Annotated in this window: 12 protein-coding genes; 11 read left to right on the forward strand and 1 reads right to left on the reverse strand. The window is 44.5% G+C overall.

Annotated elements, in window-relative coordinates:
• Positions 1–9: 9 nt before the first annotated feature.
• From DWW52_RS09090 to DWW52_RS09110, 5 genes are all read left to right on the forward strand, one after another.
• Entirely contained in the window at positions 10–1,029 is a 1,020-nt protein-coding gene (locus DWW52_RS09090; RefSeq protein WP_118715171.1) for a TlpA disulfide reductase family protein, read from the forward strand.
• 128 nt (positions 1,030–1,157) lie between these two features.
• Positions 1,158–2,885: a S8 family serine peptidase gene (locus DWW52_RS09095; protein ID WP_370449495.1), complete on the forward strand. Its 1,728-nt coding sequence runs from the start codon at positions 1,158–1,160 to the stop codon at positions 2,883–2,885.
• 11 nt (positions 2,886–2,896) lie between these two features.
• Positions 2,897–4,021, forward strand: coding sequence for an aspartyl protease family protein (locus tag DWW52_RS09100; protein WP_118715172.1), 1,125 nt, complete (start codon positions 2,897–2,899; stop codon positions 4,019–4,021).
• A 15-nt stretch (positions 4,022–4,036) separates the two neighbouring features.
• A complete protein-coding gene (locus tag DWW52_RS09105) occupies positions 4,037–5,305 on the forward strand; it encodes a thioredoxin domain-containing protein (protein ID WP_118715173.1) in 1,269 nt (422 codons plus the stop codon).
• A gap of 383 nt (positions 5,306–5,688) precedes the next feature.
• Complete coding sequence (locus DWW52_RS09110) at positions 5,689–5,949, forward strand: sigma factor-like helix-turn-helix DNA-binding protein (RefSeq protein ID WP_158582536.1); 261 nt, start codon at positions 5,689–5,691, stop codon at positions 5,947–5,949.
• 41 nt (positions 5,950–5,990) lie between these two features.
• Here the strand turns inward: DWW52_RS09110 and DWW52_RS09115 are convergent, their stop codons facing one another.
• Positions 5,991–9,221, reverse strand: coding sequence for a glycoside hydrolase family 2 TIM barrel-domain containing protein (locus tag DWW52_RS09115; protein ID WP_118715175.1), 3,231 nt, complete (start codon positions 9,219–9,221; stop codon positions 5,991–5,993).
• A 111-nt stretch (positions 9,222–9,332) separates the two neighbouring features.
• Between DWW52_RS09115 and DWW52_RS09120 the strand changes: the two genes are divergently transcribed.
• The 6 genes from DWW52_RS09120 (at position 9,333) to DWW52_RS09145 (ending at position 17,901) form a co-directional block, all read left to right on the forward strand.
• Positions 9,333–9,965 (forward strand): hypothetical protein, encoded by a 633-nt coding sequence (locus tag DWW52_RS09120; RefSeq protein WP_118715176.1) that lies wholly within the window; start codon positions 9,333–9,335, stop codon positions 9,963–9,965.
• Between the two features lie 242 nt (positions 9,966–10,207).
• Entirely contained in the window at positions 10,208–11,149 is a 942-nt protein-coding gene (locus DWW52_RS09125; protein WP_118715177.1) for a DMT family transporter, read from the forward strand.
• A gap of 62 nt (positions 11,150–11,211) precedes the next feature.
• The gene (locus DWW52_RS09130) at positions 11,212–11,775 is read left to right on the forward strand and encodes an RNA polymerase sigma factor (protein WP_118715178.1); all 564 of its coding nucleotides are present in this window, start codon (positions 11,212–11,214) and stop codon (positions 11,773–11,775) included.
• Between the two features lie 50 nt (positions 11,776–11,825).
• Positions 11,826–13,010, forward strand: coding sequence for a FecR domain-containing protein (locus tag DWW52_RS09135; protein WP_118715179.1), 1,185 nt, complete (start codon positions 11,826–11,828; stop codon positions 13,008–13,010).
• A gap of 123 nt (positions 13,011–13,133) precedes the next feature.
• A complete protein-coding gene (locus DWW52_RS09140; protein WP_233556796.1) occupies positions 13,134–16,466 on the forward strand; it encodes a SusC/RagA family TonB-linked outer membrane protein in 3,333 nt (1,110 codons plus the stop codon).
• A gap of 28 nt (positions 16,467–16,494) precedes the next feature.
• Positions 16,495–17,901 carry a RagB/SusD family nutrient uptake outer membrane protein gene (locus DWW52_RS09145; RefSeq protein ID WP_118715181.1) on the forward strand — a complete coding sequence of 469 codons (1,407 nt, stop codon included), beginning with the start codon at positions 16,495–16,497 and terminating at the stop codon, positions 17,899–17,901.
• The last annotated feature ends 6 nt before the right edge of the window (positions 17,902–17,907 follow it).

Here is a 17,907-nt window from a genome sequence, read left to right on the forward strand (position 1 = left end):
AGGGTGTTTATGAAATTGTTCGTATTAAGTTTATTCATGTTGTTGACGTTAAGCGTTTCAGCGCAGTTTTCCCTTGAAGGGAAACTGCGGACGCTACGTCCGTTGACAATAAAGGTGAGTGATCTTGCCGGGAATGTGATCGTAGCATGTCCGGTAAAGAGTGGTAAAGAGTTTAAAACAAAACCGATACATATTAAAAATGATCTGTATGTTGTTCATTTCGGAGATTATACGGAAAGAATTATTCTTTCGGATACTCCGGTGAAGATCAATGGCTTCTTGGATGATCTACAGCCTGATAATAGTACCTTGGAATTTGAGGGGATCGATCAACACCTGAAATATCTGGAGATTGAGGGGGCATGTTGGGAGGATGGAAAAAGGTTTAGACGAGATATATTTAAAAGTTATGCCGAGAATGATGCCACGTTGAATCCGGTTGTACGTGCTACTTTAGTACACGAGAAAAAGTCACTTCTAGGATTGGATTACGAGACTTACAAAGGGATTTTAGATCGAATTCCGGAGGATAAACGGGAAGCTGAGGTCGTGAAATTCTTGGTGCGAGAGGTCGCTAATCGGGCGAAGTATGCGTTAGGTCAGGAAGCTTATAATTTTACTTTCGTGGATATGGATGGAAAGAATGTGAGCTTGACTGATTTCCGGGGAAAATTCGTGTTGCTTGATTTTTCTGCTTCTTGGTGTGGAGGCTGTCGGGCGGAAGCGAAAAAGCTGGTATCAATTTATGATGAATTAAAAGGGGATGATCTGCTGATTATCACCGTATCATTAGATAACCGGGAAAAGGATTGGCGAAGAATGGTCGAGGAGGATAAACTGCCTTGGATTTCTTTGTGGAATAGCGAGGGATTCACGAAAGGAAATAAACAAAATGTAATACAATCTGCCTACGGTTTCTACCAGATTCCTTTTATCGTTCTGATTGGTAAAGACGGTAAACTTATTGCCCGTGATTTAAGAGGTGAGGAAATAAAAGAAGCAATAGAAAAAGCCAGAAAAACAAATTGATTTTAAATTTCTGTCGCACAAGACGATTGAAATTATTTAAAAGTTTTGGGTTTAGGGGATTTTCAATTCTTTATTTTCAATTTTCAATTGAAATAGAGTTCGTTTTGTATAAAAAATAATAAACTGTAATGATGAAAAAGTATTTTACAATCTTGATGATTAGCGTGTTTGTCGTTATCGGCGGTATGGCAAAGGCTCAATTAGTGAAGCAAAAAGCGAAAGTTGAAGAGAAAAAACAGTCAGATCGGGACTGGGTTAATAGTTCTTTTGAAAAGGATGGAGTGTACGGAGCTTGTGTGAATGATGCTTACGAGTTTTTGAAGGGGAAAAAAGCAAAAGTAAGACCGATAGTTGCGCTTATTGGAACCGGCGTGGACCTCGAACACGAGGCATTAAAAGCAAATGTATGGAAGAATCCAAAAGAAAAACCGGACGGAAAGGATAATGATAAAAATGGATACGTGGACGACGTGAATGGTTGGAATTTTATCGGGGGAAAAGATGGAAGAGTAATGTCATTGGTGAATCGGGAGGGGGAACGCGAGTTTCTCCGGTTGAAAGATAAATATGGGGACATTATGAAAGATGGGGATAAATACTATACCTATACCGAGGGCGAGAGAAAAGAGTGTGCCGCTCCTGAAAACATGGATGAGTTTAATTATTTTAATACCATGGTCCGGGAGGAATCTCGTTTGTTACAGGCTAATGGAGCCGTGAATTCGGGATACAATTCTCAATATTATATGAGATTGTTTGATCAAGAGGTTCGGGCAGCTTTTCCCGATAAGAAAAAGTTCTCCATTATGGATATTATGGAAGCGTGTCGACCTAAAACATCCCCGGATTTGACAAGTCGTTCCGTATTATTGGCCGCATTGCAAATGAGAGCAGGGATGATAAAGGATAGCACTTGGGAATCGAATCGGAATGCTTTTTTAGCCGAGAGCTATATAACGGATTTGAAAAAGAAATATGACCGGGCTTTGGAAAGGTACGGGGTTGACGGACGTCAAGAGATTGTCGGGGACAATTATTTGGATATAAATGATAATAAATACGGGAATAACGTGTTGTTGACGGCAGATGCTAAAATCGGGACCATGATCGCTGGTGTTATTGCCGGACAACGCGGTGTGGAAGGACGCAATAACCCGATTGCAGACAAAGCGGAAATCATGACATTGGTGGTAGAAGCCGGGGGAGGAGAACCTTATTTGAAAGATATGGCTTTGGCGATCCGTTATGCTGTGGATCACGGGGCTTCTGTCGTGGTGTTGCCGCAGCAAAATTCGTTTTATCCGGAGAGCCAGAAGGTATGGATGAGCGAGGCGATTCGTTATGCTGAAGAGAAGGGGGTATTAGTTATTGTTCCGGTTCACGAGATGTCCCGTGATTTGAGTGAGAGTACGTTTTTCCCGAATCGTTGGATGGACGGGGGAAAAGAGTTTACCAACCTGATGACGGTAGGGATGTCCGATAAAAACGGAATGCCGTCCGTGAATTCAAACTTCGGGGCAAAGGAATTGGATATTTACGCACCAGGGATGCAGGTGTTTTCAACTTGCACCGGAGATACCTATCAACTCGGAAATGGAGTTCCAATGGCTTCGGCTACGGTAGCCGGGGTTGCAGCGTTAATTAAAACCTATTACCCGAAATTGACCGGTAGTCAGATTCGTAATATCCTGTTGGAAACAGTAACTTCCAGGAAAGGCGTGGAATTGGAGAAAAATATTTCGAGGAATGGAAAAAACGTCGTGGATATGTATCTTTTTGAGCAATTGTGTTTGTCCGGTGGTATCGTGAATGCCTTGGAAGCGATTAAGGCTGCGGATAAACTGAATAGTAAATAAATCAGGGAGATATGAGATATTGGGTAATCATCGTATTATTCTGCGTGATGACATTTCCGGCTATGGCCCAGCAACATCAGGCTGAACTGCCGTATCGGTTAGTCGGGGGAAAGATGATCGTGGAAATGAAATTGAATGGAACACTTCGTTCTTTCATTTTCGATACGGGGGCTTCTCGCACCACGTTGACTAGTGAACTTTGCCGGGAGTTAGGATTGAAGGTAAGGGATTCGTTGTCAGTCACGGATGCGAATGGTCACAAGGCTTCCTATCCGTTGGTTTGGATTGATGAAATACAAACTCCCGATGATGTGTTTAGATTCAAGAGTGTGGCTGCAATGACGTTACCGGAGCCGTCACCTTTGGCTTGTTTTCCCGTTGACGGGTTGATCGGAAGCGATTTATTTAAACAACTGATCGTGGTTATTGACGGCAAGAAAAAGACGGTAACAATCACCACGGCGGAGAAAGAATCAGCGATATCACTTCGGAAAATGGCTAATTTCACGCAGGCAGGAATGCCAATCATATCGATTCAAGCGGGAAGTGGACATAATATTGTTTGTCTGTTTGACACGGGGTGTCCGAGATTCCTTTCATTAAAAAAGAGTGATTTCGAAGCATTGAAATCCGGTTCGGCTTTCGAATTCCAGTCTGAGGGAAGCACCGTGGGGTCTATCAGCGTGGGGGGGGCCTCTGCAACGAAAGTTGCACAACGGGTAAGTTTCCCTTTGTTGTCGATCGGGGGAACGAAGTTCAGGAATGTTATTGCGGAGACTGCCACACCACCTTACACGTTATTAGGGGTGAAATTATTGGATTATGGTAAGGTGACACTTGATTATCCCCGTGCCCGCTTTTATTTCGAGCCGTATAAGCCGGAGAATGATTTCATGGAGAGATCTCATGACGTGGGGTTACAGGTGAAGGACGGAGATCTTGTGGTTGCTGCCGTGTGGGGAGCAATGAAAGATGTGGTGGAGATGGGTGATAAGGTGATTAAAATCAACGGGAAACCTGTTGGGAGATATGATTTTTGCGAGAGTATCCTGAACGGAATACCGGAGTTGAAAGCAAAAAAGAAAACAAGATTAACGATTCAAACCCGGCTGGGAGAGAAAGTGATTGTTTATTAAAATTTAAACGAAAAAATGAAGACAAGATTATTTGTATGGCTCTTGGTGACGTTAATGCCTTTGATGTCATGGGCTCAGACCAAAAATACCGTTTCCGAAGTAAGGGATTATCGGGAAATAGACGGAAAAATAATTATAACTTGTATTGCCAATGGTGTAGAGGCTGATTTCGTGTTGGATCTGGCCGGACAAACGGCAGTTCTTCCCGAGTACGTGGAAAAATTAGGTATTGATCCGGAGAGTGAAGGTAAGCTTCCCTATTCTGACTTTCAATTTAAGAAAGTGCCGACTTCTAAAGTAGTGTCTATAAATTCTCTTTCTTTCGGGAATAGTGCTTTTGGTAATGGAGTTGCCACTTTTGTATTGAATGATGAACCCTATTTGCGAGAGTTGGGAGTTGCCGGGATCGTGGGAGGCTCTCTTTTCAAGGGGGTGGTTTTGACGATTGATTCCCGTCGGAAAAAGATTACGATGTCTCAACCTTATCGCCCCGCTTACATGAAACTCGATCATCGTGCCAATGCCAAATTGTTACAAGGAGTGGGGATGGAATGTCCGGTGACGATTGACGGGATGACTTTTTCCTGTATGTTGGATACGTGGAATCGGGGTTTGGTGGAGTTGTGTGAAGTTGATTTTGCTGGGTTAAACGGGAAGGACAGCGAAGCCGTGTCGGTTTATAACGGTTATGATAAAATCTTGGTATCAAGCCCGGTGAAAGTAGTAGGGCAATGTGATTTTGCGAAGAAGTCTTTCAAAGAAGTAAAAATCCCGATGAATAGTTCTCTTGTACGCTCTGTTGTGGGTACTGATTTGTTAAAACATGGAATTCTTTCTGTTGATTACCTGCGTCAAACGATCTATTTTCAACCCTTTGATCTTGTGGAAGTGAAAGATGATGCCATCGAGAGTCAGGTGGTTGTGGAACCCGGTAAATTAAACGAGATTACGGGCGTTTATTTCCGAGAGAATATCCATGATTACAAGAAGGGGACGGATTTTATTTTCAAAGGAGATAAGCCGGTAGTCATTGATTTTTGGGCTTCCTGGTGTGGCCCTTGCAAGAAATTACTTCCCGTGATGGAACAATTTGCTGAAAAATATAAAGATCAGGTAATCTTTCTGAAAGTAAATGCTGACAAGGAAAAAGAATTGTGTAATATGTTTCATATAAATGCTCTACCGACCCTATTCTTTTTACCCGTGAACGGGAAACCGATTGTTGAAATTGGTGCAGACCCAGTGAAATACGAGCAAATCATAAAGGAACGGTTATTGAAATAATATTGAGGATATGTAAGTGAAAATGTGTGGATGTTAAAATTTATAAGACATTGAAAAATAAAGAAGTATTGTTTTAATTGTTTATGAAGAGAGTGTGGTAAAAGAATTTCGGGCTTTTAACACACTCTCTTTAGTTTGTAGCGTGATGTGTTTGTGATCTAAAATTCATGAAATCAATGAAGTTATCTCACGATCATTTTCTTGTTTCTTGGAATTTATTGTTTCCCGGAGTGATAAAATCTATTATCCGGGATGTGTGACTCCTAGTATTTCCCTATTTTGAATCTTGGATAGAATGTTTTATATTTGTCATCAAACCGATATAGGGGTAGACAAAGAGATTTTATCGCCAACCAGAAGAAGAGAAAGAAAGGACATTTATTTTGATACGGGAAGAAATCTACCGGGAATTATATGTAGCTATACAAGAATTACCAGAACGTAACCGGGAAATATTTGCGTTATACGTGTTAGGTAAGAATGACGATGAAATTGCTGAATCGTTATCTCTTGACGAGCATGTCGTGCATGAGTATAAAAAAGAGGCTATTCATTTTTTGAAAAATAGATTGGGGAATCAATTTTATTGGTTTCTATGGATGAAAAATATACAAATTGCTCGTTTGTTACTCAATGACGTGTAAAAAATATGCTGGGATTACTTGATTAATCCCAGCATATTTTTCTATTGTAGATATTGATAAGCCAGATGATTATAAATTTCTAGGTTATTCTTGATCGGAATAACCGTGAAATTCCAATCGTAATCTCGATCTGCCGGAAGTCTGTATTGCGGGTAGGGTTGTGATCCCCAACTATCATCTCCGGCAACACCCATCATCCGGTGATCCACGCATACTTCCACGAAATTCCGGGGATAGATGTCGTTGATATGTGTCTGTTTGGGTTTACGATTTTTGGCTTTATCCGGATCGTGAGACTCGTCTTTCGTGAAATTTTGCCATTGATACGCCCGGTTGGATTCTTCCGAATCGAAATCTTCAACCCGGTTACGGGAAACGTTGAACTCCATGAAGTTCGAGTCGGCAACGAGTAATAACCCTTTTCCGGTTTTATCCATGAGTGCTAACCAGCGCACGTCCGTCTTGTGCCCGTTCTCTTGTGGACGCACGTAAGGCACGTACTGCTGTTCGGCCGTACTCTTGTAGTACCCGACCAGTGTTCCGTTCTTGCGGTCACAATAATTCTCCTCTGGGCCTCGTCCGAAATACTCGAGTTGGTTCATGTCAGCCGGGATTCTGAAGCGGGCTCCGATACGGGGAAGTTCCGGGGCGTTCGGCTGTGCTTCCAGGTGACAGGCAATGTGAAGCATTCCTGACGGGTAAAGCGTGTACGATACATGATATCTGCTTCCCGTCTCCTGCAATCTGTAAGTAATTGTCAGGTTCGTGCTGGTCGTGGAAGCGGATGTTCTGATGCCTGCAATCTTGAAATTCTTGCTTGCCTGTTTCCAGCCTTGCATGCGATTGGGCATACCGTTCCCGTAATCGTTATCCGTTGGGCCTCGCCAGAAATTGGGTTGGAAACCGAAATCTTCGGCTATGTATTGGATGCCGTTCACCTGGTATGAGGTTACGTACCCTTTTTGCTTGTTGAAAACAAAATCTACTGCCGGGCCGGAGATGTGAATATCCGATCCCTTCTCTTCCATGGAGAGTGTTTTCTCCGGGGTAGCCCGGAACACCGGGTTCGGCGTGTATTCCGGGAGTTTGAATTGTTCGGAGGCCACGATATACCCTGCCGGGATAGAAACGGTGGCTTGTTTGGTTTTCACGTGAATATTCAGGAAATACTCGGTCCCGGGTTTATTCCTTATATTCCGCAGGGGAATCGTGAGTTGCCTGTTTTCCCCGGGGGCCAGATTCACCGTGGGTAGTGTTCCGGTGTGTACGGTTTCCGTGTTGGCCAGTATGACATATTCGATCGTGTATTGATTCAGGTTCGTGAAATCGTACCGGTTATCCACCCGGAGGATTCCCTTCTTCAAATCGACAGGTTGGAACCACACGTATTGGTACGCTTTTTTCACTTCGGTAAGGCCGGGATGCGGTTCCCGATCGGGACCTACTAATCCGTTGCACAAGAAATTCCCGTCCGAGGGAGCGTCTTTTCCGAAATCTCCGCCATAAGCCCAGAAGGGAACACCGTTCTCGTCTTTTATCAATAACCCTTGATCGATCCAGTCCCAGATAAAACCACCTTGCAGGTTGGGATAGCGATAGATCGCATCCCAGAGATCCATGAAATTACCCGTGCTATTTCCCATGGCATGAGCGTATTCTGACATGATGTAAGGTCGATCCGTTTGCGAGTTTCCCCATCTTTCGAGTGCGTCCAGCCCCGGGTATTGCGGGCAATAAATATCCGTGTTCCATTCGAGCAAAGCTCTTTCGTATTGCACGGGGCGGGTGGTATCTTGCGATTTCAACCAGTTGTAAGTCATGTAAAAATTGTACCCGTTTCCGGCCTCGTTTCCTAGTGACCAGAACGTGATACAAGGATAATTTTTCGAGGTTTCGTACATGTTCATAGTTCGATCCATGTGAGCGTTCAGCCACGTGGGATTATTTCCTAGCGTGCGGCCTTTGCGAAGGTCGTATCCCATGCCGTGAGATTCGATATTCGCCTCGTTGCATACATAAAATCCGTACTCGTCGCAAAGTTCATAGAACCGCCTTTGTTGCGGGTAGTGACAACAACGTATGGCGTTGATATTATGTCGTTTCATGTTGTCGAAATCTTTACGCATATCCGCTTCGCTAAGCACGTGTCCTGTCTGTTCGTTATGTTCGTGGTAATTAGTTCCCTTGATCAGTACGGCACGACCGTTTACCAGGAATTGATTACCTCGGATTTCCAGTTTGCGGAAGCCTACCCGGAAAGGAATAATTTCGGCCGTTTTTCCCGGTTGCTCAATACGGATAAAAAGTTGATACAAGTTTGGGGTTTCGGCCGTCCATGCTACAACTTGAGGTATTTCTGCGTCGAAATGAACGGTTCTTGTCGAATCTATTTTAATCGTGCGATTCCCTTCCGCCACGCGTGTGCCCGAGGGATTTTCCAGTTGATAGGATACAGTGACCTGTCCCGGTTGCTGTGGATTGGCGTTTGTTAGACATAAATCCAGCCCGAAAATCCCGTTTTTATACGTGTTGTCCAAGTCTTGACGGATTGCGAAATCCCGAAGATACACGGGCGACTGGGCGAACAGGTAAACGTCTCGTTCGATCCCGCTGATCCGCCAGAAGTCTTGGCATTCCAAGTAGCTTCCCGTAGTCCAGCGGTATACTTCGAGGGCAATCAAGTTGCGTCCCGGTTTCAGGTAGCGGGTAATATTGTACTCGACTGCAGCTTTTGAATCTTCGCCATACCCGACTTTTTTTCCGTTCACGTAGAGATAACAACCGGATTTTACTGCCCCGATATGCAGGAAAATTTCCTTCCCGTTCCATTGTTCTGGGATCTCGATATATCTCCGGTAAGAACCCACGGGGTTCTCTTCCGGCAAAAGGGGAGGTTGCGGGTTACGGGGACAAAATTCATAAGGGTGGTTCGTGTAGAGCGCGACCCCGTAACCGTTGGTTTCCCAGTTGGCCGGAACCTCGATTTCTCCCCAAGAAGAATCGTCAAAATCTGTTGTATAAAAATTTACTGGGCGCTTTTTGTATGTGGGTACCCAGTTGAATTTCCATTTCCCGTTTAAAGATTTGTAATTGGCTGATGTACTAAAGTCGTTGTTCCGGGCTTTACTGACATCGCTGTAAGTCATGAATGCCGTTCTCGGATACTCTTTCCCGACAAAGGGTGTGGTCTCATCTTGCCATTCCGGCTTTACTTGCATGAAAGCTGTGGAACAGATTAAACAACAAATAATCGTGGAAAATAGTTTTTTCATTTTGTATGAGATTTGATATTTTGTGGTCTAAAGATAGTAGTTTTTTGTTAAAATAGTAAAAAGTACTAATGATTTTTTCAACACGTGTGTTATGTCTATAAAATATCAGAAATGGAAAAGAGACTATTGGAGTTATTGGCATTGGCATTTCAAGACGAATTGTCTGAAAATGAACGGGAAGAGCTGGATTTGTTGTTGCGTGAGTTTCCAGAATACCGCGATATGGCCAAGAAGTTACAATTCTCTCGTGAGCATGTGGACGAGTTGGAACTGGTCGGAACGATCCGGGTTGAAGAGAAATGGCAGGAATTGCGGAAGAAAAATAAGCGATCACGGAGTCGAAAAATGCTTTTTTTCTCCATTGCCAGTGTTGCTGCCATGTTATTATTTGCGGTAGGAATATCGTTCCTGCTTTTTCCTTCTTCTGAAATGGAAGTTATTCCGGTCGCCCGGAAACAGGAACCGAAAAAAGTCACCCTTGAATATGCCGATGGAAAAACGTTGACCCTGGATGTAAAATCTTTAATCGTGGAAGGAAAAGGGAGAACTACGGATAGTATCATTACGGGCGAGCTTGAAAACATGGCAGCGAAAGAAATTCGGTTAAATAGATTGTTTGTCCCGAAAGGATGCGATTTTTCCTTGATTTTGACGGATGTGGCTGATGAATTGAATGTTTCCGTGAACACGGTTCGGTCACACATGTATATGGCTATCGCCACGTTGAAGAAGTCGTTGAAATAACTCGAATCAATACATGGTTTTGAATCAGTTTTATTTCGGGATGAATCCCGAAATACTTGTCACGTGGTAATATAATGGCATTGCCCTGTAGATGAAAGTTATAAATTCAAATAGTGTGACTGTCGTTACACTTACCCGTGACCGGTATCGAGTTGTCAAGTCTGGTGCGGTTGTAAATTTACTTGAATCCACGAATCAGGTAAGAATAAATGGTTTACCTTTGACGGCCAAATGTGATAATTATGAATACAAAAACGACAGGATATGTTTTGGGAGTAATCGCGGCAGCGACTTACGGGATGAATCCTTTGTTTGCCCTTCCCTTGTACGAGGCGGGTATGAATCCGGATTCGGTTTTATTTTTGAGATATTTATTCGCTATCCCGGTATTGGGGATCATGATCAAGGCGAGGGGACGTGATTTTAAATTGAAGCGCAAGGAGATTCTCCCGTTGATGATCATGGGATTACTGGTGGCACTCTCTTCGTTGACCCTGTTCCAGAGTTATAATTACATGGAGGCCGGAATTGCGTCTACGTTGCTGTTCGTTTACCCGATCATGGTGGCTGTGATCATGGCGCTCTTTTTCAAGGAGAAACTGACGATGCAAACGATTTTGTGTATTTTGTTGGCGTTGGGGGGGATAGGTTTGCTTTATAAGGGAGAGGACGGATCAACGTTGAGTTTGACGGGAATACTTCTGGTTGTGGTTTCGGCCCTTTCTTACGCGATTTATATTGTAAGTGTGAATCGTCCCGTTCTGAAGGATATTGCGACGCTTAAGCTGACGTTCTACGTGTTGGTTTTCGGTGTGATGCTGTTTTTTGTCCGGGTGGATTTCGGGGCAAGCCTGCACGTGGTCGATACTTGGTATTTGTGGGGTAATATCATTGCTCTTGCGGTCTTCCCGACGGCCGTGTCGTTTCTTTGTACCACGCAGGCCATTCAATACATCGGTTCGACTCCCACGGCTATCCTCGGAGCCTTGGAACCTTTAACGGCTGTTTTCTTCGGGGTAACGGTTTTCGGGGAATCTTTGACTCTCCGGTTAATTTGCGGGATCGCCATGATCATTTCGGCGGTAACTCTTATTATCGCGGGAAGTAATGTCACGATCTATCTGGTTCGTTTCAGAAAACTTTTCCCGAGGTTGCCGATCAAGAGGAAAGGAAAACGTGAGTAGTGTGATATCGGTTTTCTGGATTAATTTTTATCTTTGTATCATTAAATGGAAAATAGGATGAAATGAGTGTGTCCGATTCGGAGATATTAATTGCCTTTCAAAGGGATATGAACGAGGGGGGGAAATTGCTATTCCAACGCTATTATAAACCGTTGGTGCTGTTTTCCGGCTCGATGCTTGATGATTGCAGTTTCCCGGAGGATATCGTGCAGGAGGTGTTTTACCATTTTATCAAGAATAACGCTTATCGACAGTTGACACCGGAGGCTTTGAGTACTTATTTGTTCCGATGCGTGAAAAACGCTTGTTTAAACAAGATTCGGGACCAGAAGGAATTTGCGCAAGCTGAATTTCTGAGGTATGATGCCGTGGAGGAGGAGGCGATGACCGTTTCCCAGGAATTAATCAAGGCTATTCGGCAAGCGATTGAGGAGTTGCCGCGGAAGACTCGGATGGTGGTAGAGGCTATTGTTGTTGAAGGAAAAAAATACAAGGAGACGGCCGAAGAATTGGGCGTCTCCGTGAATACCGTGAAGACTCTGTTAAACGGTGGTTTAAAACAATTGCGTCAACAATTCCCTGATTCCCTTTTACTGTTTTTTTTCGTGGAGAGAAATAATTTTTGAAAAAACTTTCAAGAGTTATTCACCCATTTTTCAATTCCCGTGTTTGTCTTATGAAATATGAAGACAGATATGACATGATGGATAAAAATGAAAAAGAAATACGAATCCGGGAGTATCTTTCGGGAGAATTAAGCAAAGCGGAGGAACGGGAGTTCAACGAGTGGCTTGATGGGGATGCGGATGCTCAACGGATTTTCAAGGAGCGGGTGAAGCAGTATCATTTGATCCGTTGGACGGAACGATGGGAAGCAATAGATGACGAGATGGCTCGAAAACGGGTTGTGGACCGGGTGCGTCGTCATCGCTGGCGGGTTGGATTTATGAGGTATGCAGCCGTGATTGCCGTGATCGTGGTGACCGGGTTAACGATTTGGAACTGGCCGTATCGGTCGACGGGGTCTGCCGCTTTGACTCTTGTTTCTGTTCCTGCGGCAAACGTGCCGATTCTGAAATTGGCTGATGGGAAGGAGATCCCGGTTTCCCCTCGAAACATGGAGATCATTCGTTCCACGCAAAGGGTTGATATTCAACTGGCTGATTCCGGGAGATTGGAATACGTGGCAAAGTCTGACCCGGAGGCCGGGCAAGTGGAGTACAATACTCTTGTTGTTCCGCGGGGATGCGAGTTCAATCTTGTCTTGGCGGATGGGAGCCGGGTGTGGTTGAACGCGGGGAGTTCGTTGAAATATCCTGAAACTTTTTCGGGGGATGAACGACGAGTTTACTTGGAGGGGGAGGCTTATTTCGAGGTAGAACATGATGAACGTGCTCCTTTCATCGTGAACACGGAGGCGATGGATTTGCGGGTTCTCGGAACGAGTTTTAATATAAAGGCTTACAATGACGAGAATATGGTTGTCTCCACGCTTGTTACGGGAAAAATCAGGCAGGAATTTCCGGAAGTGGGTAAGAATATCACGTTGACGCCCTCACGTCAATCTATATTCGATCGTGTTTCCGGGAAGCTGGAAACGCATCAAGCCGATGTTCAGGCGGTTCTCGCTTGGAAAGAAGGTAAAATTATCGCGAATGACGAGCGGCTGGAAGATATTTTCCGGCAATTGTCTCGTTGGTATGATTTTAAGGTGGTGTACACTCAGCCCTCACTGAAAGATGTCCGCTTTTATCTTCATTCCAACCGGTACGCGGAAGTACGTACGATACTGGAACATCTCCAGACGACGAAAGGAATTCATTTCACTTATGCGGAGAATACAATTTACGTGAGTCAATAAAATAAGGAGATGCCCTCACATCCCCTTACCTGTTAGCCCCTCAGCTAACACTTGTATTAATTTAATAATAAGCTAAACAAAGTTATGAGAAAAAAACGGAAATTTCAACAAACGTTGAGAAAAATGAAACTACTTGCGTTATTTATGCTTTTGGGTTTTTGTACCTGTCATGCTACTATTAGTGCTCAGGAGGCTCGTATCGATTTGAAAATGTCTGATGCGGCGTTAAGTCAGGTGTTTCGAAGTATAGAACAGTTGACGGAATATATGTTTATCTATAAATCCGAGGACGTGAAAGCTGTCTTGCATATCAACGTGGATGTGAGGCAAACCATGGTGCGAGATGTTTTGGATCAATGTCTGGAAAATACGGGGTTGTCGTACCAGTTTAAGGATAAGGTGATTATTATTCAAAGGAGTACGACCGAGCCGGAAAAGAAAGGGGTACGGATCACGGGAAAGGTGACGGATGAAAAGAAGGAGCCGTTGCCGGGAGTGACGGTGATGATCAAGGGTACGAAGCTGGGGACCGTGACGGACGTGGACGGGAAGTATGCCTTGACGGTTCCGGAGGGTAATAATACCCTGGTGTTTTCGATGGTCGGGATGAAAGATAGAGAAGAGGTGATCGGGAAACGGACACAGATTGACGTGGTGTTGGAGGAGGCGGTAAGTGAGCTGGAGGATGTCGTGGTAACGGGGTACTACACGCGGGCGAAAAATAGTTTCACCGGTGCCGCCCGGACGATCACGGCAGAGGAATTGCAGATGGGGGGAAATCAGAATATCTTGACCGCTTTGCAGAATGTCGATCCTTCGTTCATGAAAATAGAGAATAATTTGGCCGGTTCGAATCCGAACGTGGTTCCCGAATTCCAGATCCGGGGAGCCGGGAGTATTGCAGGGATGAAGGGTGAATACGAGGGTAACCCGAACACGCCGGTATTCATCGTTGACGGGTTCGAGACGACGGCCGAGAAAGTGTATGATATGGATCCTTACCGGGTGGCTTCTATTACCTTGCTAAAGGATGCGGCGGCAACGGCAATTTATGGCTCGAGAGCCTCTAACGGGGTGGTGGTTATCACGACGAATGCTCCGGCTAGCGGTAAGATGCAGGTAAGTTATAATGCGGATGCCTCGTTTTATATTGCCGACCTGAGTGATTATAACGTGTGTAATGCGGAAGAGAAATTGGCTATAGAGAAAGCGGCAGGGATGTACACGTCTACGGCAGTGAATTCTCAACTTACGTTGAATAAATGGTATAACGAGAAACTGGCGAATATAAAAAGGGGGTATGACACGTACTGGCTGGATAAGCCATTGGATGCCGTTGCCGTTGCTCACAAGCATTCGTTGCGTTTGGATGGTGGTAACGAGAATATCCGGTACGGTATCGAGTTGGGATATAGCAACACGCCGGGGGTGATGAAAGAATCCGGGCGTCGTCGTTTAGCTCTGGGAATGGAGTTGCAGTATATTTACAAGAATTTGACTTTCAGGAATAATTTGACTTATTCGAACGTGAAGGCGATAAATTCTCCTTACGGGTCTTTCAGCGTTTACACGAAACGTAATCCTTACGTGCGGTATAAAGATGATGACGGTAATTATATTTATAAGGTGGATAAGTATATCCCGATCGGTGGTGGCGGGTTAGGAAAGGATTATTATAATCCGTTGTATAATACGACGTTGAATACGAGGGATGAGGAGAAATATAATGACGTGACGAATAATTTCGGGATCGACTGGACGGTCATGGATGGATTGCGTTTGAAAGGTAGTTTTTCGTTTACGCACCAGAATACTTACGAGGACAATTTCAAGCCTGCCAAACATACGGATTTTGCTACTTACGACGATGATAATTTCGATCGTCGGGGAGCTTATATCGGAACACGTGGAGAGAAGTATAGTTATGATGCCAGTTTGGTAATGACTTATTTCTACCAGATGGAGAAACATGTGCTTAATGCTAATTTGGGTTGGAATCTTCAGGAGAGCGTGACGAGGCAATTCACGGTGAAGACGGAAGGATTCCCGAACGAGAATCTGGATTATATCAGTTTTGCGACGCAGTACGAGAAAGCCGGTTCGCCTTCCGGGGATGAGTATACTTCGCGTTTGGTGGGTTTCTTGGGAAATTTGAATTACAGCTATGATGAGCGTTATTTGCTGGATCTTTCTTTTCGTGAGGATGCGTCTTCCCGTTTCGGTTCGGACAAGCGATGGGCACCGTTCTGGTCTGTGGGTTTAGGATGGAATTTGCAAAACGAGGGTTTCCTGAAAGATGTAACTTTTATCAATCAGTTGAAGATACGCGGGTCGTACGGTTTGACGGGTAGCCAGAATTACAATCCTTATCAAGCGATGACGACTTACAAGTATTTAACGGGTGAGCGTTATCATCATACTGTGGGTGCCGAGGTAATGGCCTTGGGAAACGAGAAGTTAGGATGGCAGCGCACGTTGCAGCAAAACTATGGATTGGATATTGATTTGTGGGATGAGCGGATCAATTTTACGGGGAACTACTACGTGAAGTTATCCAAGGATGTATTGACTGCCGTGACTTTACCGCCCTCTTTGGGATTTGGTTCCTATATGGATAATTTGGGTGAGGTGAAGAATTACGGGTACGAGTTGAGTTTACGTGTGGCATTGTTGAAGAATCCTTCGAAGCAATTGTATTGGAGCGTGAACGCGACGGCTTTGCATAACAAGAATAAATTAATGAAGATTTCCAATGCTTTGCGTGCTTATAATGATGATCAGGATGAGGATACGATGTCCGGCTCCAAGAGTAAAGAGTCTAATCGGCCTAAAGTGCGTTATATCGAGGGGAAATCGATGAATTCTATTTGGGTGAATCAGTCATTGGGGGTAGATCCCGCTACCGGGTACGAGTTGTTTCAGGCTGTAAACGGGGATATTGTGACGACCTGGAGCACGGATAATTACGTGATTGGTGGATGCACGGATTCGGATTTGGAAGGTACGTTCGGGACTAATTTGGCCTGGAAAGGATTTCAGTTGAACGCGATTTTCCGTTACAATTACGGGGGGCAGGTTTACAACCAGACATTGGTGGACAAGGTGCAGGATGCGGATTTACGGGAGAATGTCGATCGCCGGGTATTCGAGGATCGTTGGCAAAAACCGGGAGATAAGGTGATGTTCACGCGACTTATCGGTGGAGCTACCGCAAATGTGACGAGTGTAACGAAGCCAACGTCTCGTTTCGTCGAGGATAATAATTGGTTGGAACTGTCAACCTTGAACGTGTCGTATGAATTCAAGATGGACTGGATGAAAAAAGTGGGGTTAAAGCGGTTGAAAGCCTTGTTTTATATGAATGATGTATTCCGGGTTTCGACGGTGAAGCAGGAAAGGGGTATTGATTACCCGTTTGCCCGTAATTTTAGTATCGGTTTACAAGCCCGGTTTTAGTTGTTTACGAAATTAATAGGTCTGAATTATGAAATATAGAATAGTAAAATATATTGGGTTGGCAGGTACCCTTTTGTTGGGTGGTTGCAGTGATTGGCTGGATGTGGATCCGAAGTCGCAGATAAAACAGGAGGTTTTGTTCGAGTCGGAATCAGGTTTTCGGGATGCGTTAACCGGTATATACACGGTTATGGCAAGAACGCAAATGTATGGAGGGACCGAGACGATGGGTTTTCTGGATATGGTGGGGCAGGTGTACACGGAGGTTTCGATTGATTATGCGGATGCTCTAAACTATGATTATGAGGCAACAAAGATTGAAAAATGTATTGATACTATTTGGCGGGGAAATTATAATGCGATAGCAAATTGTAATCATATTCTTGCTAATATTGATGGGCGGAAAGATGTTTTCAGTAGCGGCGTGTACGAGGCTGTGAAAGCGGAGGCTATGGCGTTACGGGGATTCTTGCATTTTGACTTGTTGCGGGGATTTGCCCCGTCGTATTTAAGAGGGGCGAATCAGGCAGCAATTCCTTACGTGGAAGAAGTGACTAATAAACCGGTGGCTCAATTGACGGTCGCGGAGGTGATTGATAAGGTGATCGGTGACGTGGAGACGGCACGGAAACTGATCCGAGAGGTGGATCCGATCGGACCGACACGCGATTCGTACACGGAATCGGGCTACGAGACGGAGGATTATATCCAGGGTGACGGTTTCTGGTTGTACCGGAAGTCCCGTTTGAATTATTACGGTATGACAGCGTTACTGGCACGTGTGTATTTGTATAAAGGGGATAAGACGAAAGCTTTGGAATGTGCAAAGGAGGTTATCGATTCGAAAAAGTTTGCTTTGTTGGAGGAATCACAATTGCTACAGGATAAGACGTGGGGGTATTTATGTAGTGAAAACGAGTATATATCTTCCTTGTACGTGTATAATATGGAAGAGGGGCGGTCGGACGTGTATTTTGGCGAAGAAAGTTCCGTGAAGTGTCATATATCCGATACTCGTCGGACCAGCGTGTTCGGAACACCCGGTGTGGATATAGATTGGCGGAACCAGAATATGTTTTTCTTGAAGACCGGGGAGGCCAAATCATATATCGGTAAATACAGGGGTGTGAACAGGATTCCTTTACTGAAATTGTCGGAGATGTACTTGATAGCCGCGGAAGCTTCGGGGGATAAGAGTTATTTGCAAACGTTACGTGATCACCGGGGATACGTGAATTACCCGTTGGAGGAGAATTGTGATCTGGCCGCGGAGATCGAGGCGGAGTACCGGAAAGAGTTTATGGCGGAAGGACAGTTGTTCTATTATTATAAGCGGCTTGATTACATGACTTTACCGGATATGGGAGTTGTGATGACCGGCAATTACGTGTTCCCGATGCCGGATGATGAAATTGAGTTTGGTGATATTAAATAAAGCGGA

Source organism: Odoribacter sp. AF15-53 (genome assembly GCF_003479425.1).
GTDB lineage: Bacteria > Bacteroidota > Bacteroidia > Bacteroidales > Marinifilaceae > Butyricimonas.